The following is a 21,786-nucleotide window of genomic DNA, read 5'->3' on the forward strand; positions in this document are numbered from 1 at the left end:
GGGGCTTGCCTAGCTGGTGCCCGGCTGGATCAGCAGCCGTACCACCCAGGGGACGACCACGATGACGCTGATCAGGCGGGCCAGATGCATGACCACCACTGTGCTGGTTTGGGCTCCCATGTCCAGGGCAATCAAGCTCATATCGGAAATGCCCCCTGGCGCCGTGCCCAAGATGGCCGTGAGGCGCTCGATGCCCAACCAACGGGAGATCAAATACCCCGACAAAACTCCCGTGCCCACCGCAATCACCGTACAGAGCAGGGCTGGTCGCCACAGATCCTTCAGGGCAAAGAAGGTCTCAGCAGTGAGCTTGCTGCCCAAAAGGATGCCCAGCACCACCTGCATGACAAAGCGGATCCCGGCTGGGGGAGTGGGGATCGGGATCGCCCCCCAAACATTGACCAAACCCACTGCTACCATCGAGCCCACCAAGGCTCCTGCCGGCAGCCTCAGCTTGACTGCAATCAGGGCACCTGCCAACCCGATCAACACCGTCCAGAGATAGTTCATCATTGCGGCTTGGCCTCGCGGCAAGGGGATCTCTGCAAAGCAGGGCTTGGCCCACCTTTTCCACGACATTCGGCGCAAATGCCGTAGAAGTCCAGCACATGGTACTCGATCACAAATTGGTAGCGGCTGGCAAGCTGCTCCTCCAGATCTTCCACCGGGCAATCCGGCAGAGGCACCACCCGCCGACATTCGGTGCAGATCAGGTGATGGCGGTTGTGGCCGTTGCTGGGCAGAACCTGATAGTAGGTTTGCTGATCCCCCAAGTTGACCGCCTGCAGCTTGCCCTCATTGCGCAGAGCATCCAAAACTCGGTAAACCGTGGCCAGACCCACCGTGTGGTTGGCATTGCGTAACTCCAAAAAGATCTCTTGCGCCGAAAGGGGCTGCGAGCGCTGCTCTAGCAGCTCCAGAATTAATTTCTGGTTGCGGGTCTGGCGGGAAGAAGACATGATCCTTTTGTCTGGGTCATTCTTTGGGGTCAACGCTCAGAGTCTGCCTCGGCTTTCATGCGCTCTAGGGTCTGGTGCATCTGGTCGAACATTTGGGTTAGGGAGAGCCCAAATCCCCCAAGCTGGGTTTGCAGTTGTTTGATGGTCATCTGAGCCATAAAGTCGTCGGAGAGCTCCAGCCGCTTCATGAAAATGCGCTGGCGCTCCAGCAATTCTTCCATTCGCTCAATGAAGATTTTTTTGCCTTCCCGGTCGAATTGGCCGTAGCGCTCGCCAAGTCGCATCAGGTTTTGGAAGTCCTGAAACAGTTGCTTGGCTTCTTCTTGGACGATCTCCGAGTCGAAAAAACTCATGGCCTTCGGTTTGCTCTGCATAAACTGTATTGGGTATACCTATCCTATCCGATCGGGCTGGGGGGCGCAGTCCCTGCCGTTTTCCGGCCAGTACGGGATCCCGCCCTTCGCTTGGGTGGAGAATGGAGTTTGGGCCTGTCTGCCCCGCTCTCTGCTATGTTCCCCTTTCCTGGTGTGAAGGCTTACACGCAGCCGGCTTTAGCCCGGCAGTGGTGCCAACGGGTGCAGGGATCCCGACCGCTGTTTTTGGCCTGCCTGGGGTTTACGGAAACGGCTCTTGTGCCGGGCATCTCTGCTGCTGGCGCCACGCCCTCCTTGCGGCGCTACACGGCCCTTGCCGATGGAGAGGTGCTGCTGGGGGGCTATTCTCACCGCTTACCCACCTCTCCCGATGGCTATCCTTCACCGGTGGTGATCAGCCGCGCCGTCCTGAGGGAGTTGGGGATCCCCTGTCGCGTGTTCGACTGTGGTTTGCCGGAGCCGCTGCCGGGGGCAGAAACGGTAAGCGCCAGGGGGATGGCCCGCTGCTTGAGCACAGGGCAGGCTTTATCTCTGGAACAGGTGGGATCCCTGTGGCAGGAGGGGTACGAGCGGGGATCCCGGCTGGAGTCGAGCTACTGCGTCATCGGCGAATGTGTGGCAGGGGGCACCACCACGGCACTGGCGGTGTTGCTGGGGCTGGGCTGGCAAGCAGAGGGCATGGTCAACAGCAGCCACCCGGTCTGTAACCACGCCCAAAAGCTGGCCTTGGCGCGGCAAGGTCTGGCCCATCTCTCGCCCAACGCTACAGCGCCAGAGGTGGTGGCCGCTGTGGGGGATCCGATGCAGCCCTTTGTGGCCGGGCTGGCGATGGCGGCAGCCCAGCGGGGGCCGGTGCTGCTGGCGGGCGGCACCCAGATGCTGGCGGTGCTGGCCCTGATGCGGCGCTGGGGGGAAGAGCAAGGGATCCCTTGGCCCCCAGAGAACGTAGTGGTAGGCACCACCCGCTGGGTGGCCGAGGATCCCTCCGGCAATACGGTGGCCTTGGCCGAGTTGCTAGGAACTGCCCCCCTTTTGGCTACCCAACTGAGCTTTGCCCAGAGCCGCTACGCCCCCTTACAGGCTTACGAGCGGGGCTATGTCAAGGAGGGGGTGGGGGCGGGTGGGCTGGCCATTTCCAGCAGCCTATATGCCGGCTGGGGCCAGGCAGAGCTGTTGGCCGCTGTTGAGCGCAGCTACGAGCAACTTGTGCTTCAGGCCGGCTCCAGGGGGGCCATCGTCAGGCCCTCCCGCAGCAACTGTTGATGGTAGAGCTCCGCTTGCTCTTGCGGGCCGACCCAGACGACCGCTTGCCCTTCGGCATCCACCTGCACGGTTAGTTGTCGCGCCAAGGGCAGGGTCATGCCGGGGATGTACTTGAGCAGGCATTCGGTAACGTGCTGAAAGGTGTTGAAATCGTCATCCAAGACGATCACCTTGAAGTGGGGGTAGGGCTGACGAACCCCGGTTCTCGACGGAGACGACTGCTGAGCCAGTCGAGTGGGAGCTTCCGTGGTCATAGCAGCAGAACTCAAGACAACATCCCGTAACTTTAATGCCTCAGATTTGATTCAGCTTTCTCAACAGCCAAAAATAGGCCGCTGTTGATTCTGAGTCTATTCTAGTTCCTAGTCTAGTTAACTTCAGTGGACGCATGGGGTCTGCAGGCAGCCCATGTTTGCCCTCGGATTCCTTGCCGGTGCAAGAGATGGGAAAGAGGTGCGGATTCCCGACCCACTCTCACAACATCAGCTCTTCCCGCAGGGAGCGGCGGGGCTTTTTGCCGCCGAAGTGGCGCTCAAAGTAGAGGGCGGTGGCTTGCGACAGGATCCCGGCTTCGACAAGCGCCTGACACAGGGATCCCCCCGGCGGCAGGTGCTTCTGAATCTGTTCGATTTGGACGGCGCTGACCAGCCCCGAAGCCTTAAGGTAGTCGGCTACATGCCGTCCACCTGCTAGGTACACAGAGTAGCCGTCTTCGCTGAAAAACTTGACCGTCTCTGGCTTGAGGCCGCTGTGGTGGGTCAGCACATCCGTGAAGGTGCCGCCCTCTGTTTCCCAGGCATGGATGACGGCTTCGATGCCAGCATTGTCGAGGAGGCCGGCTGCCCGCAATTGGGTCAAGATCCGCTGCACCCAAGGGGTGGCCCGCTGCAGCGCTTCCAAGTCCTCTTCTCCCAAATACCCTTGGGGCGGTAATTCCCCTTCTGCTGCTCTTGCGGCTACAGTCGGCGTTGAGATGGCCTGCGGCGGGACTTGTTGCTGGGCCGTAGGTACGGTGGCAGGGGGAGGGGCTGGCTGTGTCTGAACTGCTTGCAGTTGGGCTTGGAGCTGACGCACCTGCTCTTGGGCCTGTTGGAGCTGGGCTTGGGTTTCTTGGAGTCGGGCTTGAGTTTCCTGCAGTTGCATCTGCAGCCGGTGGATGGTCTCGGCGGCTTCTTGGCGAGCGTGGGCCAGGTCGGCGATGAGGCGAGTTTTCGTCGATTGAGCCAGTTGGAGTTGGTGCTGGTGCTCCTGCAACGATTGGCTCAGGGTGGCCAGTTGGGCTTCCTTCTGCTCCAGCGTCTGGCGCAGGTGGGCTTCCGTTTGCTGGTGCTGCTGCAGCCGGGATCCCAGCTCTTGCAGCTTGGGTTTGGCCTGGGATTGCCATTCTGTCAGCTCGTGGCAGCGGCGACGTAAGGTCTCCAGCTCGGCTTGGGAAGCTTGCAACTGTTTGGCCAGGGCCTGGACTTGCGCGGATCCCCGATCTTGCTGGGCTTGGAGCTGCTCCTCCAACTCTTGAATGCGCTGCTGGGCAGCCCTGTGTTGCTCGGATCCCTGCTGAATCTGGGCGGCCAGTTGGGCTTCCAACTCGGCCATTCGCTGCTGCTGGGCCTGGTAGTTAGCAATCTGCTGCCGCAACTGCTCGGCTGTAGCTTGCTGGTGCTGTCGCTCCTGCTCCAGTTGCGCCTCTAGGGCGGCAACCTGCTCTTGGTAGCGCTCCAGTTGGGCTTTGTATTGCGCGGTAGCTTTGTGAACCTGCTGCGCTGTCTGCAGCGGCGAAGCGTAGAGGGGAGGCTGATCCGGAATGGTGGACCACTGCTCCACCATCACTTCCCAACTGTTGGCAGCTCCTCGCCGTCGCCGTAGCTGCTGCTGCTTGTCGAGGGCCCACTCCAACCAGTGGGGTTGCACCCAGCCCTGCTGCACCAGGATCTCCCCCAACTTGCGCTCGGGGTGGTGCTTTTGCTGAAGCAGAGCTTGATACACGTGCTCCAGCTCCAGGTAGCCGTGCAGCACCAGGATCTCGCCGATGCGCACCAACTCGACCGGGATCAAAGGATAGAGATCTTGCGGGGCAACCCAGCCGTGCTGCATACACAGCTCCCCCAACATCAGGGGGCTGTCCGCCTTTTCCCACATGGCCTGAGCCAACTGGGCGGGGGTGAGCAACCCCGCTTTGTTGAGGGCTTCCCCCAAGCGGATCTCGAACTTCTCCCGCTCAATAGCGGCTGGGCTGGAGCTGGTCAACGGATTCATGGGGCCTCTCGGACATGAGGAGTAAGCTTAACTACAGCTATCATGTCGGAAAATTCTTAGAAAGGTAAGGGAGTACAACTGTGATGCATTTTGTCAAGCCAGGGATCCACGGATGTTGCAGGAATGTCCATCTTTAAGCTGCAAGAGGCCGTTGTTCCCGGCTCTGAGCAAACTGCTGAAGCCGGCGCAGCATCAGCAATTGTCCCAAGCCCAAGGGCAAGAGAGAAACGGCTTCTACCCGCAACTGCACCCAGCCGTTCCCCCACCGCCAATCACAGTAGCCATCGGCTCCGCCCCACATCAGCAGGCGCAGCCGTTCCGGCAGCAGGGTTTCCACTTGGTGCGGGATCGAGAGGGGGCCCCATTGGACGGCAAAGGTGCTGCCCGGCTCCAGCCTGGCGGGCAGGGATCCCTGCAATTGCTGTGGCCAGATCCACTGCTGCAACAACTCCACCTCGGTCAAGCAGCGCTGTATCGTCGATGCACTGGCCTCGACTTCGATGCGGATGGTGGAAGATTGGAATGTCCCGAGCATCCTTGTCCCGCGTAGGTGACCCCAAAACCAAAGCGGCAAGGGGGTGACCCCTGTTAACTCTATTCTGGCCGATTGCTCCCGATTTGCCTTTGAAAACGGCTCGTCCCCATGTGGTGGCCATCTTGGCCCAAAGTCTGGATGGCAAGCTGGCAGCTCACCGCGGGCAAAGGCCCCACTTCGCCAGCGCCGAAGACTATCGGCACCTGGAAAACCAAGCTGCCCGGCAACAGGCTTTGATTATGGGGGCGGCCACGCTGCGGGCCTACGGCACCAGCCTTCGCCTCCGGGATCCCGAGCTCATCCAACGCCGACTCCAGCAGGGCCTCTCTCCTCAGCCTCTGACGATCATCTGCTCCGGCAGCGGGGATATTCCTGAGGATTTGCCGTTTTTTCGGCAGCCCCTCACCCGTTGGCTGTGGACCACTCCCCAGGGATCCCGGATTTGGGAGAACCGCACCGGCTTTGCAGATATCTGGGTGGCTGCCGATTGGGATCTGCCGGCACGGCTGGCCCGCCTGCGCAGTTTGGGCATTGAACGGGTGGGGTTGCTGGGCGGGGGGCGGCTTTTGGGGGCGTTTTTGCAGGCAGGGAGCTTGGATGAGCTGTGGGTAACCCTGGCGCCGGTGTTGCTGAGTGGGTATGCCGATGCCCCGGCTAGCATCGAGGGCTGGCAACTGCAGGGATCCCCGCCCCAGCTGGAGCTGCTGGAGTGCCACCGTGGCTCTAAGGAGCTGTTTTTGCGCTACCGGGTCGAGTGGCCCTGAGGGGGCTCGCGAGAAAAAATTTTTGGACAAATTTAGATTTCTCAGAAATCCACAGGTTTTCCCCAGACTTTCCACAGGCGGGCGGGCTGTTTTCCACAGACTCCTTGCCACAGGAAACGGCAGCGAGGGTTTCTGTGGAAAAGTCCAAACTGGAAAGTTCAGGCGGATACACCTTTAGGAATGTAACGGGATCGCGCCGTTTTTGCCGATGGCATCAAAACCAGCGGCGGACTTTAACAAACTTGGAGCCGCTGCCCAGGATTGACAGCCCCCATGGGGCAGAGGGCAGAATAGCCGCACCTGAGGTGAGGGGGAGATTTTCCTGGCAGCTCTCCTCAGAGGCAAAGAACCCTTTGCCCAAGAACTCTATCCCTTCTCCTGCCTGAGACAAGGCCAAGGGGCAGCCCGGTATCCTCTGGCCGCTGCCGGACGGGCTAGGGGCAAACTTCTACAGACTGTCTTGCTTTTGACGGGGCTGATGCGGCCCCCGGCATACCCAAGTTAGAGAGCTGGGTTGGTTTGTTTGCGATTCCCTTCTAGGCAGGCCCGGTTTTGGCCGGATCCCTAGGTTTTCTTGGTTTCACTGTTAACCCCGAGTAGGTGGTTGGGCTATGGATTCTCCCACCGTCAGCATTTTGAGCGAAATTCCCGAGGAGCTACACGACACTCTCAAAAACTACCTCTCTCGTCACCCCGACTGGGATCAAGATCGGGTGGTGACGGCGGCACTCTCGCTATTCCTGCTCCAGAGCGGAGACACAGATCGGCGCGCCGCCCGTATTTACTTAGACAGCCTGTTTCGCCGCAACTGAGCCCTCGGAAGGCAAGCCCCGAGGATGGCCCGATGCATGGGCGGGGGGTTAGGAACACTCTGTCAAGAACGTCCTACTAACCTGAACTGTTAACCTGAGTAGGAAGATGTCCCGCTGTTGCCGCATGCCGGCGGGAAGGGTAAAAAGGGATCCACCAAGGGAAAAACCGTGCCACAGGGCTTCGGGCGAGGAAAAAGCGACCGGCAGACGGCTGGGCCAAAGGGCCTAGGACGAGGCTCCGCTCTACCCCCCTGCCCTTCCCCAGAGGCGACCCTGGCGCTGGCCGAGCGCCACCGACAAGCAGGGGATCTGGAGACGGCACTGCACCTCTGCCGGCAGCTTACCCGGGCCCATCCCCACCTGTTCGCCGCCCAGGCGTTGCTGGGGTCCCTCTATCTGCAGATGGGGGATCCCTGCCAAGCCCTGACCCCCCTGCAATTGGCTTTGCATCTGAGAAGGGACTGGGTGCCAGCCTGGCAGGAGCTGGGCGATGCCTGGATGCAGCTCGGCAACCCAGAGGAAGCGGCGCACGCCTATGAACAGGGCCTGGCTTTTGCTCCTGCCGATGGGCAACTGCTCTTGCGGTTGGGCAGTTGTTGGCTGGCTTTGGGGAAACGGGAGCAGGCGATTGCGGTGCTGCGCCAGGCCGCAGCAGCCCAGCCTCCCCAAGTTTATGCTTTGGCGACTTTGGGGAACGCCCTCCTGTTCGACAACCAGCTTGGGGAAGCGGAAGCCTGGTTTCGCCGCGCTCTTGCCCTGGCGCCGCAGGAGGGGCGGATTCTCGTCAACCTCGGCCACTGCCTGCACCTACAAGACCGCCTAGAGGAGGCCGCCGACTGTCTGCGACAGGCCATCCCGCTGCTGCCGGAGGAGGCGCAGCCCCACAACAACCTGGGCACCGTCCTGCAAGAGCAAAACCAACTCGAGGCCGCTATTGAGGCTTATCGACGCGGCCTGCAGTTGGCCCCCGACTGGCCGGAGATCCATTACAACCTGGGCACGGCCTTGCTCACCCTGGGCCGCTATGAGGAGGGGTGGCGGGAGTACGAATGGCGGCTGCAGCGACAAGGGGCAGCCTATCCGCGCTTCCTCTCGCCCCTGTGGCCGGGATCCCCTCTGGGCCAGCAGACGCTGCTGATCTACGCCGAACAAGGGCTGGGGGACACGATTCAGTTTGTGCGCTACCTGCCGCTCTTGGCCGCCGCCCATCCTGCAGCCCAAATTTTCTTCCGCTGTCAGGGATCCCTCGTCGAGCTGGTGCAAGCCGCCTTCCCCCAGGTACAGGTTATCTCGGAGAGGGATCCCTTGCCCTCTTTCGACCAGCACCTGCCCTTGCTCAGCCTGCCCCACCGCCTGGGCACCACGCTGGAGACAATTCCCGCCCGCATCCCCTATCTGACCTGTCCCGATGGGAGCTCGGCCTGGCCGGAAGATTGGCCAGAGCTTCCCCCGCGAAAACTGAAGGTGGGACTGGTATGGGCCAGTGGCCGCCGCGCCAACCCTGAGCTAAACCGCGTGCAAAGGCTGAAAAGTTGTCCTTTGGACTTGCTGCTCCGGGAATTGCCAACGTCCGCCATCCAGTGGGTCAGCCTACAGGTGGGGGAAGATCTAAGCCCAGTGGGATCCCTCCTGGAACAGCACCAGGTGATGGAGTTGGGATCCCGTTTTCGCCATTTTGTCGATACAGCCGCAGCCGTTGCCCAGTTGGATCTGGTGATCAGCGTCGATACAGCCGTTGCTCATTTGGCCGGCGCGATGGGCAAGCCGGTGTGGGTGCTGTTGCCCTTTGCCGCCGATTGGCGCTGGCTCCTCCAGCGGCAAGACAGCCCCTGGTACCCTGAGACAATGCGCCTGTTTCGGCAAAACACACCAGGAGACTGGGTTGGCGTGTTGCGGCAGGTGCGGGTCGCCCTCGAAGAGACGCTGTCAGGGATCCCTTCTCAAAACCCCACCTATTCCTCGCCCTGAACGATGCGCTGAAACAAATAGCCGGTGCCGCGGGCCGTCAGGATCAGCTCTGGATTGCTGGGGTCATCTTCCAGCTTGGCCCGCAGCCGCGAAATGTGGACATCCACCACCCGCGTATCCACATGGCGCTCCGGGGTATAGCCCCACACCTCCTGCAAAATCTCGGAGCGGGAAAACGGCTCCCCCGAGCGGCTGACCAACAGCTCCAGCAGACTGAACTCCATCCCGGTCAGGCGGATGCGCTCGTCCCGTTTATAGACCTGCCGCTTGTTGGTATCGATGCGGATATCCCCCACCTGAATCACTCCAGAACTGGGGATCCCCTCGTGGCTTGCCCGCGCCACCCGTCGCAGCACCGAGCGAATGCGGGCTTCCAGTTCCTTGGGCGAAAAGGGCTTGACCACATAGTCGTCTGCCCCCAGCTCCAACCCCGTGATGCGGTCGGCCACATCCCCCAACGCCGTCAGCATGATGATCGGAATGTCGGATTCCTTGCGCAACTCCTGGCAAACTCCATAGCCATCCAGCTTTGGCATCATCACATCCAGCACCACCAGGTCGGGATCCTGCTTGTGGAAAACCTCCAGCGCCTCCTCGCCATCCGAAGCCGTAACCACGTCGTACCCGATCATGGACAGACGGGTTTCCAAAATGCGTCGAATGCTAGCCTCGTCGTCGACCACCAGAATCCGTTCCTTACGCTGTGCTTCCACGGTGCCGCAACTCCTGAACTTCTCAATAAAAAAGATTAGAAAAATTGAGGCAAGCGCTAAATTGGGGTGAGCAGATGCAATGGGGCCGATCTGGAATGGATGGGTTTGCCCAGGGAATTTCAGACCCCCCAACTCCTCGTCTGTTGGCGGCCAAAGCCGCACCTCAAGGATGCAGCCCTGGGAAACAGACACAGAACAGCAGGCTCTTTGGCCACCGGACTCGATCTTAAAGTTCTAAACTTTGTCCAGCAGCACAGGCGTGGCCCCCTGACAAACCCTTGCGGTTGACCCCTGCCAAACCTGAGAAACCTTCGTAAGAAGTTACTTTCTACTCCCTAATTTATCATCCAGAAACGGCTGCTACCCCACCTTGACGCTCTATTCTGCGGCAATTTAGCCCAACTTGATACATACCTTCACAACTTCTTCAGGTTGCGACAAGGGCTGCGCTGGGTCGGAATGACTCGAATGGCTATTCGGCAGAAAAAGTGGCTGCCGCCACTCCCTAGCCGTTGGCAGTGGGAAGAGTATAGCAACTGTCCAGCAGGCCAGCGGAACGGATTTCGCGGTCGGCGTGATGCTCCAAAACGCGCCGCAACAGACGTTCTGCCTCCAGCCAAGCCGCCAAGGGCAGCGAATCTTCGGCCAGGGGCAAAGTTGGACTGGGCAGGGATCCCAAAGCTTGCAGGACGGAACTGGAGACCCAGACAATTGGGCTGGGCCGCTGCGCCACCCGGCAAGGATCGCAGACCAAGCCGCCCAATTGCGGGCTGAAAAAAACGTTATCGACCAACCCCCCCCCGCAGAAGTGACAGGCTTGCACCTGGGGAGCGAACCCTGCCAACGCCAGGAGGTGATACAGCCCATGGATGAGCAAAGGCAAAACGGCCCGCTCCGAAGCGGCCCGTTCGATGCGTTGCAAGTGTTCCACCAACACCACAAACAGCTCTTCCTGGGCTTGGTCGGGCAAGGCCAGTAGCAAGGCCACCTCCGCCAGGTACTGGGCCGCCGTGAGATGGGCCAAGCTGCGGCCAAGACGAGGAAAAGTCTGGAGAGTTTCCACCTGGACAATGCGCTGCAGACGTTGGCAGGCCTCCGTCTGGGCAGACCAGCGCCCCCGCGCGATCAGCAGCTCGTTGATGACAAAGGGCTCCATTCGTCCTCCCCACTTGGAAGGCTGCTTACGGGATCCCTTGGCCACCGCGCGGATCAAGCCTTGCTCGCGGGTCAAGATGGTTATGATCCGATCCGACTCGCCCAGTGGGATCCCCTTTAGGTTGATGCCCGTCACCCGATAGGTGCGCCCACTCATGCGGTTCCTCTGGCTTGCAGCTCTTGCATCAGCTCCAGCCCCCAAGAGGTGCCGATGCGGCTGGCCCCTGCTTGGATCATGGCCTCTGCTTGAGCCAGCGTGCGAATGCCGCCCGAAGCTTTCACCCCCACTTTACCCCGGCTGAGCTGCCACAACAGTTGCACATCTGCCGGCGTCGCCCCGCCCATCCAGCCGGTGGAGGTCATCAAAAAAGCTGCCCCCGCATCGATGCAAATCTCCCCGGCCAGCTTTTTCTCTGCCTCGGTCAAGAGGGCCGTTTCCAAAATGGCCTTGACGCAAACCCCCGTTTCTTCCACCAGTTGGGCAATCTCGGCATGGAGGCGATCCAGCTCCCCCGCCTTGAGCCAGGCCAAGTTGATGCGGACATCCAGCTCCCGGCACCCCTGCTCCACCGCCAGTTGAGCCTCATAGAGCTTAGCCTCCGCAGTGGTGGTGCCCAAGGGAAACCCCACCACCGTGCTTACCTTGACCGGGGATCCATGCAGCCGCTCCACCACCCGCGGCACGTAACAAGGTGGAACGCAAAAAGTGGGAAAACAGTAGCGCAAGGCAATTGCGCACCCCTGCTCGATCTGTTCTGGGGTCACCATCGGCAACAGCAGCGTGTGGTCGATGTACTCCGCCAAATTGATCGAGCTATCCGCCGCGCCCTTCCGCTCCAGAGAAAGCATGGGTCGAGCCCCCAGCACCCTTCTCTACTTTAGCCCCAGTTTTCGCCCGCAGGGAGCCGCAAGGATGGCCGAGCCTTATCGGTGTACCACCGCCCGATCGCCAGCCTTGATTGACCTGCCGCGTGCTAGGCACAAATGCGGGGCAAAGGTGCGGGCGCCGAGGTCACCTGCAGCAATCGGGGAATACGGCTGCTGTCGTAGATGCGAAATTCTTTTTCCAAGATGGCTTTTTCGTCGCGCACCGCCTGGTTCAAAACGATGGATCCCTGCGGATCGGAGATGGAACGGTGGAAAGTGCCGGGGGGAATGCGCAAAATACCTCGATTGGCTTCCAAGCGCACAATGTGGAAGGGATCCCGCCAGCTAAAATTCACCAAATAAAACGTCCGCCCGCCCCACAGAGCCAACAAGTTGTCCTCTTGGTGGGGATGCATGTAAAACTGCCAATAGCCTTGAGGATTGTCGGGGGGACTGATGGCCGGCCCATCATGATAAACCAAGTCGCGGGCGTTGGATTGGGCAACTGTGATGTCGAAAAAACGTACGCCGGGGGTATCTCGAAATTGATGAAAAGGCAGCAGGGCAAACATGGAGCTCGCCATGGGAACACCTGACCAACGACAGAGAGAAAAACAGGTTTTCACACTGTTTCGTGCTGTTTCGCAGTGTGAAAATGGAGTTATGTCGTCAGTTTAGTCAAGCCCAGCAGAGGGTTCAAATCTGAGATAGCATCACATCTATGCGCAGATCGAATAGATGGGATCCATGAACATCTCACAACTGCGAACTCTGGTGGCTGTGGTGGAGCGGGGGAATTTCAGCGATGCCGCCCTGCAATTGCAGATTTCCCAGTCGGCGGTGAGCCGGGCCATCGCCAGCCTAGAGGAAGAATTGGGGGTGTCTGTGTTGGTGCGCGGTCGCTTTGGGGCCCGCCTAACGCCGGTGGGGGAGCGACTAATGCGCCATGTCCGCAAGATGCTGCAACTGTGGGAACAAATGGAGTATGAAGCCAACCTGGAAAAAGGGTTGCGGGGGGGAAATGTGCGGGTTGCCGCTTTTCGCAGTGCTGCAACCCATTTGCTGCCGCCGGTGATTGCCCGCTTCCGCCAACAATTTCCGCAGGTTGCCGTCACCCTTACAGAAGAAGATCCGGCCACAGTGGAACATCTGCTGCGCTCAGGCCAGGTGGATATTGGCCTATTGCCCTTGCCGCGGGCTGCTGAGGATCTGCAGACGTGGGAGATCGCCCGCGACGAGTTCATTTTGTTGGTTCCGCTGAGTTTTGGGCCCCTGCCGGAAACCCTCACCTGGGAGGATCTTTCCCGCTTTTCTTACATTCTCTACAACTACGCCGAATGCACCACGGCGGTGCGCAACCACTGGGAAGCGGCCCACCAAACCCTCAAGGTGGCCTACTTGGTGAAGGAAGACTCCACCATTGTGAACATGGTGGCGCAGGGCCTGGGGGCTGCTATTTTGCCCCGCTTGGCTGCCCTCCCCATTCCCGCAGGGATCCAGATCCGCCGCTTGCCCATCCCCCTGGAGCGGGTGATCGGGGCTGCCATCCTGGCCTCGGCGCTGCATCCGCCGGCAGTCTTTGCCTTCCTGGAAGCCTTACGGGGAAACCCGTCCCAGTTGCCGGGTGGAGAGCTGGCCTTAAACTCCTCTTAAAATCCTGTTCCCAGGTAACTGCTAGCATGAGGCCAACTTCACTCCCACCCCATCGGAAAGGAAGGCCTCTATGAACTGGCTGACGCTGCTTGGGCTACTTTGTCTTCCCGGCTCTCTGTTTTCATTTTTTGAGTATTTGCGCTCCCAGAGGTTGGTTCAGCAGCTCTCTGCAACTCGGTTGCTCAAGGTAGCCGAGCTTCGCAATCTCGGTCAGACAAGCCCAAAAGGATCGAACTTGGCCCAAGTTTACGGCAGGATTGTGTGCGATCGGCCTTTGGTATCGGAGTTTTCACGCCAGCCTTGTGTCTACTACAAGTCGGAGATCACTTGGGAGTATGACGAAGCCGAGTGCTATCGAAAGTATTTGAATAGCGAAGGCGATGTCGCCTACAGGGAACGGATCAGCGAAGGCGAATACCAGAACGCTCTGCGCTTGGGATCTCGGGCAAAATCCTATCCGGGGGGAATGACCGGAAAAAGGCCCGGCTTGGGCTACTCTGACTCCGGTTCTTTCCAGAAAAGGGTGGATCCCGGCTACTCTGATTCTTTCCAACAAAAGCCCGGCTCTGGCTACTTCAGCGCAGCCTCCTTTCAGCAAAAACCCGGCTCTGGCTACCCCCCTTCGGACTTTTTCCAGAAAAAGCCTGGTTACTCCGATTACCCGCAAAAGCCTGGCTTCCCAGGCCATCTGGAAAAATCGCAGTTTTCTGAAGCAGGCCCTCCCCAGAAGTATTACAACAATGTGTACTACGATCCGAGCACGGGTCGGGAATATCTCCTTGAGAGAGAGACAGAAACAAGAACTGAGACCCTTCACTCGGTGGTTCGCCAGCTCCCTTTTTTCATCGAAGACGAAACCGGAAGGGTGAGGGTGGATCCCACAGGTGCCGAGGTAGAGGCCATGTTGGTTGTGGATGAGACTGTTTTCCCCGGAAAAGGCCCCAGCCGGTTCAACTTCGATTTCAAACGCTACTTTTCCCGGATGAGAACAGAAAATCGCTCCACCCGCTCCTTTGTCTACAAAGAATGGGTGCTCCCGGTGGATGGGATGGCCTTTGCCATGGGGGAGGTGCGTTCTGAGGTAGGGGATCCTGTGATCCGAAAACCCCTTTCGGGAGGACGGTTCATCATCGCGCCCAAATCCGCTGAGGCCCTCTTGGAAGAGCACCGCTCCAATGCCTACGGCTTCTTGGCGGGATCCCTCGTCCTGCTGGGCATTGGCGTTTTCACCGTGCTCCACCTGCTGCAGTCCCTGTAGCCCTATCGGCGATAGGCTCCCATCCTCTCTCCTCACTGTTGTAGTCATTGCTACACAACGCTGTCGCGAACGCGCCGCTTCAGCTCCCCTCTCCCTCTGGGAGAGGGGCTGGGGGTGAGGGCACCTCTGGGAGAGGGGCTGGGGGTGGTCGCGTGAGCGGCGCGGAGCGCTTGGGCACCTCTGGGAGAGGGGCTGGGGGTGAGGGGTTAGACTATGGGATCAGGTTTCCGGCTGGGATCCCGGATCCAGTCCAAAAGCAGCGGGTTGACCAGCTCGGGGGCTTCGTCTTGGGGGCAATGGCCAACTCCTGGCAAGGGGATGAACCCCACCACGCAAGGGAACCCCGCCAGGGCCCGCCCCAGGGCAATGGGTTCCCAGGGATCCGCTTCCCCCCACAGGATCAAGACGGGGCAGGCGAGCTGAGGCAAGAGATCTTCTGCCAAAGGCCCCTGAGAATAGCGCACAAAAGCCAAAAAGACCTCTGCCGCTCCTGGCTCCAAAGCCGGCTTGAGCAAAAGCTGGATCAGTTCCTCGGTAACGGCTTCTTTGCGTCCGTAGGCCTGGAGGAGGATGTTGCGAATGGCCTTGGGTTGAGCTATCTGGGCGAAGAAAAAACGACCAAAGGGGGGCCACCCCAGCAGGGATTGGAGCAGAGGAGTGGTCCAGCGGCGCAGCCAGGAGATTTGCGCTCGTTTCCGCTCGTGCAGCAGCCGCAGCGAGGGATCCAACATCGCCACTCCCAAAACCTGCCCCGGATCCAGAACCGCCGCCTGCAAAGCCACAATGCAGCCAATCGAGTTGCCCACCAGATAGGCCGGCTGGCCCATCACCTCGCGCACAAAATCTGCCACCAGGGATCCCCAGGTCTCGAAGGTGTAGGGCAGAGGCGAGCCGGGCAGAGGCTTGGCGGATCCCCCAAAGCCCAACAGATCGACCGCGTACACCCGACAGTGCTGCCCCAGCTCCGGCAAATTTTTCCGCCAATGGTCGCTGCTGGCCCCAAAGCCATGGATCAGCAACACCGCCGGGCCGGCAGATCCCGACTGCTGATAGCGAATGGACTGGTCACGCCAGAGCCAGCGGTGCTCTGCAATGGGGGGTGCGGTGGGCAAAGGAAGCATGGGGAGCCTCTGGCTTCGCGTCAACGTTGCGATCTTAAATCTCTTTGTAAGTTTCCGGGGGAGGCTGGGCAATACTGGCAGTTGAGGGTTTTGCGGTGGGTCGGCTTTGATTTGGCTGGTTGGCCTCGGCTTGTTCGGCAGCGCTTTTTGCCTCTTTTGGGGACAGTTGTTGGTGGGCAAGTTGCTGCTGCCGCTGTGGGGAGGATCCCCCCTGGTGTGGAACACCTGCCTGGCTTTTTTCCAGGTCACCCTGCTGTTGGGCTACCTGTGGGCAGACCGGCTGGGGCGTGGGTTCCATCCCAGGATGGGCGTGCTGATCCAGGGGATCTTGCTGCTGATGGGGCTGAGGCTTTTACCCTTTCAATTTGGGCTCTGCCTGCAGCCGGAAGGAGCGTGGCCCCCTCTCGCCCTCTTGGCAGACCTGGCTTTGGGAGCTGGGGTGCCGCTGTTTCTCCTGTCGGCGACGGCGCCATTGCTGCAACGGGGGTTGGCGGCAAGAAAGGGCGCGGAGCAACAGGGGCTGCGGGATCCCTATTTTCTCTATGTGGCCAGCAATGCCGGCAGTTTGGCCGGGCTGCTGGGTTACCCGCTGCTGCTGGAGCCCCGGCTGTCTTTGGCTGGGCAAACTCACCTGTGGACGGGATCCTACGCGCTGGTGGCAACCCTGGTGCTGCTGAGCGGGGTGGGGCTGTTGGCGTCAGCGGCCCAGAGCACTGTGGGGGATCCCGACCCAGGATCCTTGGCAGTCTCCTGGGGAGAGCGCTGGCGCTGGGCGGGGCTGGCTTTTTTGCCGGCAGGCCTGTTGGTGGCGGTCACCACTTTGCTGACCACCGACGTGGCGGCGGTGCCCCTGTTGTGGGCCATCCCCCTGGGGATTTATCTGCTGACATTCATGCTGGCTTTTGGGGGTATCCACCCCAGGAAGTGGATGTTGGGAACAACGGCTCTTCTGGCCTGCGGGGCAGTGGGGGCCCAGGTCTTGGGCTGGGTGAGGCCCGGTTTTTTGCTGCTGCTGCATCTGGTCACCTTTGGGCTGGTAAGCTGGGGCTGCCACAGCCAGTTGGCCTGCCGGCGCCCGCCGGTGGAGCAGTTGACGCAGTTTTACCTGTGGTTGGCTTTGGGGGGGAGCTTGGGGGGGATGTTCTCTGCCCTCTTGGCCCCGCAGGTGTTTGAGACGGTGCTGGAATATCCTCTGCTCTTGGGGGTGTCGCTGGCCGTGCTGGGGGGGCGGGTGGGCCTGTGGCTGGGGCTGGGGTTGCTCTTGCCCTTGCTGCTGTTGCGCTTTCGCCTGCCGGCGCTGCTTCACCGCGGCTCCGCCGTGGGCTTAGCCTTGGGGTGGGCGGCGCTGGTGTTCACAGGAGAGGGCAAGAGGGGATGGCTGCGGCGGCTGGGGACGATGGCGGGGTTGGTTGTGCTGCTGGGGCAACCCTGGCTGATGCCGGGACTGCAGGTGGTGGCCAGCCAGCGCAGCGCCTTTGGCCTCAACCGAATCGTGGAATACCAGACCGAGCAGGGATCCTTCCGCAGCCTTCTGCACGGCACCACCCTACACGGCAGCCAAAACCTGGATCCCCAAAAGGCCCTGCAGCCGCTGACCTATTTCGCCCGGTCTGGGCCGGTTGGGCAGGTGTTTGCGGCGTTTAGAGCTCAGGCTGCGGCTCTCCGGCCCGCCATTGCGGTGTTGGGGCTGGGGATCGGCACGTTGGCCGCCTACGCCCAGCCGGGGGATGAGTGGACGTTTTTCGAGTTGGATCCCACCGTGGCCGACTGGGCGGGCCGCTACTTCTCCTATCTCGATTGGGCCAGCCAGCAGGCGCAGGTACAGGTCATCCTCGGCGATGCCCGCCTCAGCCTCCAGAGGATCCCAGCGGGCAGCTATGACTTGATGGTGATGGATGCCTTCAGCTCCGACGCCGTGCCGGTGCATTTGCTGACCCTAGAGGCCCTGACCCTCTACCTAAGCAAGCTCAAGCCCCAGGGTTGGCTGCTCTTCAACATCACCAACCGTCACCTCAACTTGGCCCCCGTGTTGGCCGGCCTGGCCGGATCCCTGCAGCTCCAGGCTTGGCAGCAGGCCCACCGGGATCTGTCCTCTGACCAGCAACAAGCAGGGCTGGCCCCCTCCCACTGGGTGCTGATGGCCAACAACCCTGGAGCTCTGCAGGGCTGGCAGCCCCTTCTGCCCCAAGCCGGAGATCCGGTCTGGAGGGATGATTTTTCCAACCTGCTGCAGGTGATCCGTTGGCCCCAGATCCCCAGTTCCGAGTAGGAATCGGACTGTTCGACCCTTGGGCGAATGCACCAGCCTTAGGCAGCCCCGCAGCTCAAACAATCTTTACAACGCAGAGTTGGTATGAGTTATGATTGTTTGAAACGTAACTAATGCCTGCTCAGGAGCTCAGCTCATGTCTCCTTCAACTTTGCAAGCCCTTACTGTCAATTCGCAAGCCGTCATGGCTGAAGCCTCTGGGGCTCGTTTCGTGGCCATCGGCGGCAGCTTGCGGCCCAATTCCTTGACTTATCAAGCGCTGGAGGTGGCGCGGCGCGAGTTTGAGAAGCTGGGGATCCCCTTGCACATTCTCGATCTGCGGCAGATGAAGCTGCCCTTTGCGGATGGCTCGGAATCCTACGCGGACTATCCTGATGTGGCGCTCTTGCAGGCGACCATGAAGCAGGCGGATGGGATCCTCTTGGCCAGCCCGGAGTACCACGGCGGCATCAGCGGCAGCCTGAAAAATGCCCTGGATCTGTTGCGTTTTGAGCACCTGGAGGGCAAGGTCTTCGGGTTGATCAGCGTTTTGGGCGGTGAGAGCAACAGCAACACCCTCAACCAGATGCGCTTAATTGTGCGTTGGGTGCATGGCTGGGCGATCCCGGAGCAAATCGCCATTGGTCGGGCTTGGAGCGCTTTTGACGAGCAGGGCAATCTCAAAGACGAGAAGCTACAACAGCGCTTTCAACACTTTGTCCACAGCTTGGTGACCCACACCCACAAGTTGCGGGGGATCCCAGTAGTAAGGCCTTCCTGAATACCTGCAGGCCCTGGCTGCCCCTGTTGCTACCCAGCCCCTCAGCGGGGGGTTATAGTTATTCCCAGCCAGTGCAAGTCCTTTGCATGGCTCTTTGGCCAACTTTTTGGCAAAGAAGAGGAGGAGTTGAGAAGGTTTTATAGGGCATTGGCTAACCTGCAGAATCAATCCACACGGGTATGGTTCAGTCTGTTCCCCCTTATTCCGATAGAGCTGGATCCCTGTCTCCCTGGGTAGCTCTGCAAGTAACCTTGCAACAGATGCGGGAGCAGAGCGATGCCAACGCCCTCATTCAGCTCACGCTGGAGTATGTCAGGGCGGTGTTTGGGGCGCCGCTGATCTGGCTTGCTCTTTACGACTATGCCAATCACCAGTTGGTGGGCCAAGGGGGGGTGACCCTGCGGGAAGACGATCAAGCGCTCTTGCGAGCTCTGTATCCCCTGCAGCCGGGGGAGATCCTGGAGCAGGTGGTGATCGAACAGCGGCCCATCAGCGTGCCCGATCTTTCCCAGGAGCCGCGCATGGGCCTTTGGCAGCGGGAGGCCAGGCGCCTGGGCGGGATCCAGGGCTGCTTCATCTATCCCTTCTCGGCGGTGGGGCGGCGGCGCTGCCTGGGGATCCTGATGCTGGGATCCCAGATGTGGGGAGTTACCACCCGCGAGGACGAAAAGGCCCTGCTGGGGATTTTGCTGGGGCAGTTGGCGGCCTCGCTGCAAGAGCTAGAAAACGCTTGGCAACAGCAGACCGAAAAGCGCCTTGAGGATCTACTTCTGAGGTTGGGAACGGCGATGCGCCAGGCGGGATCCCTGCAGGAACGGGTCAGCCTGGTGAGGCAGGAGCTGCAGACGTTCCTGGGCGCCGTCCATATTCAGGTGTACTGGCACGAGCGCAGCCAGGGGCGGTTTGTTCCCCATGGAAGCGCCGCTAGGCCCAGCCAGCCACCCACTCCTGCCCCCATGTCCAGAGAGGCCAAAGCGGGAGCAGCGTCGCCAAAAGATGGCGGCCTTTCGCTGCGGGAATTGGGAGACATGTACTACACCCTCACCGATGGCCAGGTGGTGGTGGGCGGCACGGGGACGACCCGCTCTGAGGTTCCCCCCAAGCTGATGCAGCAGTTGCGGGCTCAGGCGGTTTTGGCGGCCCCGATTTTGCTGGAGAGGGATCTGCTGGGGTTTATCTGGGTGCAATCGGAGCTGCCCCGCACCTGGCAAGCGGTGGAGCGACAGTTGGTGGCCGCTGCCGCCAATGGGCTGGCCTTGGCCGCCCCCCTGGAAAATCTGGATCGCCGCATTCGCCAGTTGGCCGACGACCAAGAGTTTGTCCACCAGGTGGGCCGTTCGCTTTACAACCCGGCAGAGCTGCAACAGGCTCTCCAGCAAGCGGTGGTTGGCCTGGGGCAGCGCCTGAAGGCCGCTGTGGTGGCCGTGTTGACGGTGGATCCCGACAGGCCCATCCCCCGCCTCTTCTACGAGCACCGCAGCGAAGGCAAGCAGGCTTTGCCGCCGCAGTTTAGCCCCTTGAGCGAGCAAGACTGGCAGGATCTGCTGCGCAGCGAGGTGGTGGTGGCAGAAAACTACGACCAAGATCTGCGCCTGCTCTCTTGGCGGCAAGAACTGGCCCCTCTGGGGGTGCGCTCCCTCATGCTCACCCATACTCGGGTCGGCGGCGCCGTCAGCAACGCTGTCTTTCCGGAAGGGCTGCTCCTGGTATTACACCCCCAGCTACGGGCCTGGAGCCGGGAAGAACGGCAACTGCTGCGCGGGATCGCCCAACAAGTGGGGTTGCTCCTGCGGCACCTCCAATCGGAACAACAGCGACAACGGCAAGAACAACTGCTCAGGGGCCTGATCGCCACCTGTCTGGCCCTGCAAAACCTGAACACCTCGCCCGTTGGCGACAGCAGTATAGAGTCCTTTCTCTACACCACCACCGCTCAACAGACGGCCCAATTGCTGGGGATCCCGTTGGCTCTCGTAGTCAGTTGGCAGCCGGGGGAGAGCCGGGCCCAGTTACAGCCGCCCTTTGCTGCTGCCCCTGAGTTCTGCCCCAGCGGAGCCACCGAGATCGACCGCCAGGATCCGCTGCTGGCTTATGTGCTGCAGGCGGGGGAGCCCCTTCAGCTTGCCCAAGAAGAGATCCCGGCTGCCAGCCGCACCTGGCTCAATTCTGCCGGCCTGGGATCCTGGCTGCTGGTGCCCTTGGGCGAGACAGATCCCTCTCTGCCGGAGCCTCTGGGGGTTTTGATCCTGGGGGCAGAGGCAGGTAAGGTTTGGGATCCCGACGAGCGGGCGGCTGTGATGTTGATCGCCCAGACCTGCGCTTGGACGCTGCGGCGCTTGCTTTGGATGCAAACTTTGCAAGAGCAGCAGGAGGTGCTCAGGGAGTTGAACTGGTACAAACACCGCCGCCTGCTAGACCTACAGAATGCCCTCCTGGACGGCCTGCGCCGCTTGGGTCAGGTGCCGGAGATCCCCGGCGACGAAGCCACCCGCTGGCAAAAAGTGGTGGAGATCGGCAAGGGGCTGCGAGAGCTGACGGTCTCCACAGAGCCGTTGTTGCAGGCGGAAACCTGGCAGATCCAGCCACAGTTGCAGTCGGTATCTTTGGCTACTTTGGTGCGCAAAAGCCTGCGCCGGGTGGAGGGCCTGACCCAAAAACGCAAGCTGTGGCCGCGGGCCCATGGGGACATGAGTCTGGCCATCCAGGGGGATCCCGGACGCCTGGAGATGGTGCTCTGGGAGCTGCTGGTGGTCGCCGCTTTGCGCAGCCCGGAAGGGGGGCGGCTGGATCTGTGGAGCCAGGCTGGCGAGGGCTATGCAGAGCTGCTGGTGGTGGATCAGGGCAGCTTTGACCCTCACCTGGCAGCGGCACTTCAGTTGGAGCCGGAGCGGGTGATCTACGCGGATCCTTTGCTCAAGTCGCCTTTGGCGGCCAGCCCCGGCCTGGAACTCAGCTTATGCCAACGGGTGGTGCAGCGGATGGGAGGTCAGCTCTCCTTCTATCTGTCTGGGGATGGGCGCTCCGTTTCCCGACTGCTCCTGCCGCTGAGCCCAGCGTAGAGC

General features: G+C 60.8%; 20 protein-coding genes. 9 read left to right on the top strand and 11 right to left on the bottom strand.

The annotated features are described in order from the left end of the window. Window positions 1-9: 9 nt before the first annotated feature. The 3 genes from NW826_RS00595 to NW826_RS00605 are packed head-to-tail and all read right to left on the bottom strand — an operon-like array spanning window position 10 to window position 1,312. Entirely contained in the window at window positions 10-513 is a 504-nt protein-coding gene (locus NW826_RS00595; RefSeq protein WP_414335049.1) for an AbrB family transcriptional regulator, read from the bottom strand. Beyond that, window positions 510-959 carry a Fur family transcriptional regulator gene (locus NW826_RS00600; protein WP_414336590.1) on the bottom strand — a complete coding sequence of 150 codons (450 nt, stop codon included), beginning with the start codon at window positions 957-959 and terminating at the stop codon, window positions 510-512. The genes NW826_RS00595 and NW826_RS00600 overlap by 4 nt, the downstream gene beginning before the upstream one ends. A gap of 29 nt (window positions 960-988) precedes the next feature. Next, complete coding sequence (locus NW826_RS00605; protein WP_414335060.1) at window positions 989-1,312, bottom strand: DUF1825 family protein; 324 nt, start codon at window positions 1,310-1,312, stop codon at window positions 989-991. Window positions 1,313-1,468: 156 nt separating this feature from the next. On the opposite strand from NW826_RS00605, the gene cobT reads away from it, so the two are divergent. Then, on the top strand, window positions 1,469-2,596 hold the full coding sequence (gene cobT, locus NW826_RS00610; protein ID WP_414509198.1) for a nicotinate mononucleotide-dependent phosphoribosyltransferase CobT: 1,128 nt from the start codon (window positions 1,469-1,471) through the stop codon (window positions 2,594-2,596). Here the strand turns inward: cobT and clpS are convergent. The 3 genes from clpS to NW826_RS00625 all read right to left on the bottom strand — a co-directional run bounded on the left by clpS (window position 2,545) and on the right by NW826_RS00625 (window position 5,384). After that, window positions 2,545-2,850 (bottom strand): ATP-dependent Clp protease adapter ClpS, encoded by a 306-nt coding sequence (gene clpS / locus NW826_RS00615; protein ID WP_414509199.1) that lies wholly within the window; start codon window positions 2,848-2,850, stop codon window positions 2,545-2,547. The genes cobT and clpS overlap by 52 nt on opposite strands. A 220-nt stretch (window positions 2,851-3,070) precedes the next feature. After that, window positions 3,071-4,849 carry a hypothetical protein gene (locus tag NW826_RS00620; protein ID WP_414509180.1) on the bottom strand — a complete coding sequence of 593 codons (1,779 nt, stop codon included), beginning with the start codon at window positions 4,847-4,849 and terminating at the stop codon, window positions 3,071-3,073. Window positions 4,850-4,982: 133 nt separating this feature from the next. After that, the gene (locus NW826_RS00625) at window positions 4,983-5,384 is read right to left on the bottom strand and encodes a hypothetical protein (RefSeq protein ID WP_414336584.1); all 402 of its coding nucleotides are present in this window, start codon (window positions 5,382-5,384) and stop codon (window positions 4,983-4,985) included. Between the two features lie 89 nt (window positions 5,385-5,473). Here NW826_RS00625 and NW826_RS00630 point away from each other — a divergent pair, with 89 nt between their 5' ends. The 3 genes from NW826_RS00630 (at window position 5,474) to NW826_RS00640 (ending at window position 8,928) form a co-directional block, all read left to right on the top strand. Next, window positions 5,474-6,148: a RibD family protein gene (locus NW826_RS00630; RefSeq protein ID WP_414335053.1), complete on the top strand. Its 675-nt coding sequence runs from the start codon at window positions 5,474-5,476 to the stop codon at window positions 6,146-6,148. Window positions 6,149-6,759: 611 nt separating this feature from the next. Beyond that, window positions 6,760-6,960, top strand: coding sequence for a DUF2811 domain-containing protein (locus NW826_RS00635; protein ID WP_011430239.1), 201 nt, complete (start codon window positions 6,760-6,762; stop codon window positions 6,958-6,960). Between the two features lie 168 nt (window positions 6,961-7,128). After that, a complete protein-coding gene (locus tag NW826_RS00640) occupies window positions 7,129-8,928 on the top strand; it encodes a tetratricopeptide repeat protein (protein WP_414509181.1) in 1,800 nt (599 codons plus the stop codon). Here NW826_RS00640 and rpaB read toward each other — a convergent pair. The 4 genes from rpaB to NW826_RS00660 form a co-directional block, all read right to left on the bottom strand. Continuing rightward, window positions 8,913-9,641 (bottom strand): response regulator transcription factor RpaB, encoded by a 729-nt coding sequence (gene rpaB / locus NW826_RS00645; protein ID WP_414335055.1) that lies wholly within the window; start codon window positions 9,639-9,641, stop codon window positions 8,913-8,915. The two genes, NW826_RS00640 and rpaB, sit on opposite strands and share 16 nt — an antisense overlap. A gap of 505 nt (window positions 9,642-10,146) precedes the next feature. Then, on the bottom strand, window positions 10,147-10,953 hold the full coding sequence (gene recO / locus NW826_RS00650; protein WP_414335056.1) for a DNA repair protein RecO: 807 nt from the start codon (window positions 10,951-10,953) through the stop codon (window positions 10,147-10,149). After that, entirely contained in the window at window positions 10,950-11,645 is a 696-nt protein-coding gene (gene deoC / locus NW826_RS00655; RefSeq protein ID WP_414348914.1) for a deoxyribose-phosphate aldolase, read from the bottom strand. Before deoC ends, recO begins: the two co-directional genes overlap by 4 nt. A gap of 125 nt (window positions 11,646-11,770) precedes the next feature. Beyond that, window positions 11,771-12,235 carry a redox protein gene (locus tag NW826_RS00660; RefSeq protein WP_414335063.1) on the bottom strand — a complete coding sequence of 155 codons (465 nt, stop codon included), beginning with the start codon at window positions 12,233-12,235 and terminating at the stop codon, window positions 11,771-11,773. Between the two features lie 175 nt (window positions 12,236-12,410). Between NW826_RS00660 and NW826_RS00665 the strand changes: the two genes are divergently transcribed. Together NW826_RS00665 and NW826_RS00670 are read left to right on the top strand one after the other, a co-directional pair. After that, a complete protein-coding gene (locus NW826_RS00665) occupies window positions 12,411-13,316 on the top strand; it encodes a LysR family transcriptional regulator (RefSeq protein WP_414335058.1) in 906 nt (301 codons plus the stop codon). Between the two features lie 235 nt (window positions 13,317-13,551). Beyond that, window positions 13,552-14,574, top strand: a complete 1,023-nt coding sequence (locus NW826_RS00670; RefSeq protein ID WP_414336581.1) for an E3 ubiquitin ligase family protein — start codon at window positions 13,552-13,554, stop codon at window positions 14,572-14,574. Between the two features lie 206 nt (window positions 14,575-14,780). On the opposite strand, the gene NW826_RS00675 is transcribed toward NW826_RS00670, so the two are convergent. Further along, entirely contained in the window at window positions 14,781-15,695 is a 915-nt protein-coding gene (locus NW826_RS00675; RefSeq protein ID WP_414336580.1) for an alpha/beta fold hydrolase, read from the bottom strand. A gap of 106 nt (window positions 15,696-15,801) precedes the next feature. Here NW826_RS00675 and NW826_RS00680 point away from each other — a divergent pair, with 106 nt between their 5' ends. The 3 genes from NW826_RS00680 (at window position 15,802) to NW826_RS00690 (ending at window position 21,783) form a co-directional block, all read left to right on the top strand. Then, complete coding sequence (locus NW826_RS00680) at window positions 15,802-17,964, top strand: spermidine synthase (RefSeq protein ID WP_414509182.1); 2,163 nt, start codon at window positions 15,802-15,804, stop codon at window positions 17,962-17,964. A 136-nt stretch (window positions 17,965-18,100) separates the two neighbouring features. Beyond that, the gene (locus NW826_RS00685) at window positions 18,101-18,724 is read left to right on the top strand and encodes an NADPH-dependent FMN reductase (protein WP_414335151.1); all 624 of its coding nucleotides are present in this window, start codon (window positions 18,101-18,103) and stop codon (window positions 18,722-18,724) included. A gap of 179 nt (window positions 18,725-18,903) precedes the next feature. Further along, window positions 18,904-21,783, top strand: coding sequence for a GAF domain-containing protein (locus NW826_RS00690; protein WP_414509183.1), 2,880 nt, complete (start codon window positions 18,904-18,906; stop codon window positions 21,781-21,783). Window positions 21,784-21,786 lie beyond the last annotated feature (3 nt).

It is taken from the genome of Synechococcus sp. OH20 (assembly GCF_047502685.1).
Taxonomy (GTDB): Bacteria; Cyanobacteriota; Cyanobacteriia; order Thermostichales; family Thermostichaceae; genus Thermostichus.

Excerpts from the sequence above, each read along its gene's own strand:
- recO (WP_414335056.1), bottom strand. The coding sequence starts at position 10,953 with ATGAGTGGGCGCACCTATCGGGTGACGGGCATCAACCTAAAGGGGATC.
- NW826_RS00620 (WP_414509180.1), bottom strand. The coding sequence starts at position 4,849 with ATGAATCCGTTGACCAGCTCCAGCCCAGCCGCTATTGAGCGGGAGAAG.
- NW826_RS00660 (WP_414335063.1), bottom strand. The coding sequence starts at position 12,235 with ATGTTTGCCCTGCTGCCTTTTCATCAATTTCGAGATACCCCCGGCGTA.
- NW826_RS00625 (WP_414336584.1), bottom strand. The coding sequence starts at position 5,384 with ATGCTCGGGACATTCCAATCTTCCACCATCCGCATCGAAGTCGAGGCC.
- NW826_RS00595 (WP_414335049.1), bottom strand. The coding sequence starts at position 513 with ATGATGAACTATCTCTGGACGGTGTTGATCGGGTTGGCAGGTGCCCTG.
- NW826_RS00690 (WP_414509183.1), top strand. The coding sequence starts at position 18,904 with ATGGTTCAGTCTGTTCCCCCTTATTCCGATAGAGCTGGATCCCTGTCT.
- deoC (WP_414348914.1), bottom strand. The coding sequence starts at position 11,645 with ATGCTTTCTCTGGAGCGGAAGGGCGCGGCGGATAGCTCGATCAATTTG.
- NW826_RS00685 (WP_414335151.1), top strand. The coding sequence starts at position 18,101 with ATGTCTCCTTCAACTTTGCAAGCCCTTACTGTCAATTCGCAAGCCGTC.
- NW826_RS00665 (WP_414335058.1), top strand. The coding sequence starts at position 12,411 with ATGAACATCTCACAACTGCGAACTCTGGTGGCTGTGGTGGAGCGGGGG.
- NW826_RS00600 (WP_414336590.1), bottom strand. The coding sequence starts at position 959 with ATGTCTTCTTCCCGCCAGACCCGCAACCAGAAATTAATTCTGGAGCTG.
- cobT (WP_414509198.1), top strand. The coding sequence starts at position 1,469 with ATGTTCCCCTTTCCTGGTGTGAAGGCTTACACGCAGCCGGCTTTAGCC.
- NW826_RS00635 (WP_011430239.1), top strand. The coding sequence starts at position 6,760 with ATGGATTCTCCCACCGTCAGCATTTTGAGCGAAATTCCCGAGGAGCTA.
- NW826_RS00605 (WP_414335060.1), bottom strand. The coding sequence starts at position 1,312 with ATGAGTTTTTTCGACTCGGAGATCGTCCAAGAAGAAGCCAAGCAACTG.
- clpS (WP_414509199.1), bottom strand. The coding sequence starts at position 2,850 with ATGACCACGGAAGCTCCCACTCGACTGGCTCAGCAGTCGTCTCCGTCG.
- NW826_RS00675 (WP_414336580.1), bottom strand. The coding sequence starts at position 15,695 with ATGCTTCCTTTGCCCACCGCACCCCCCATTGCAGAGCACCGCTGGCTC.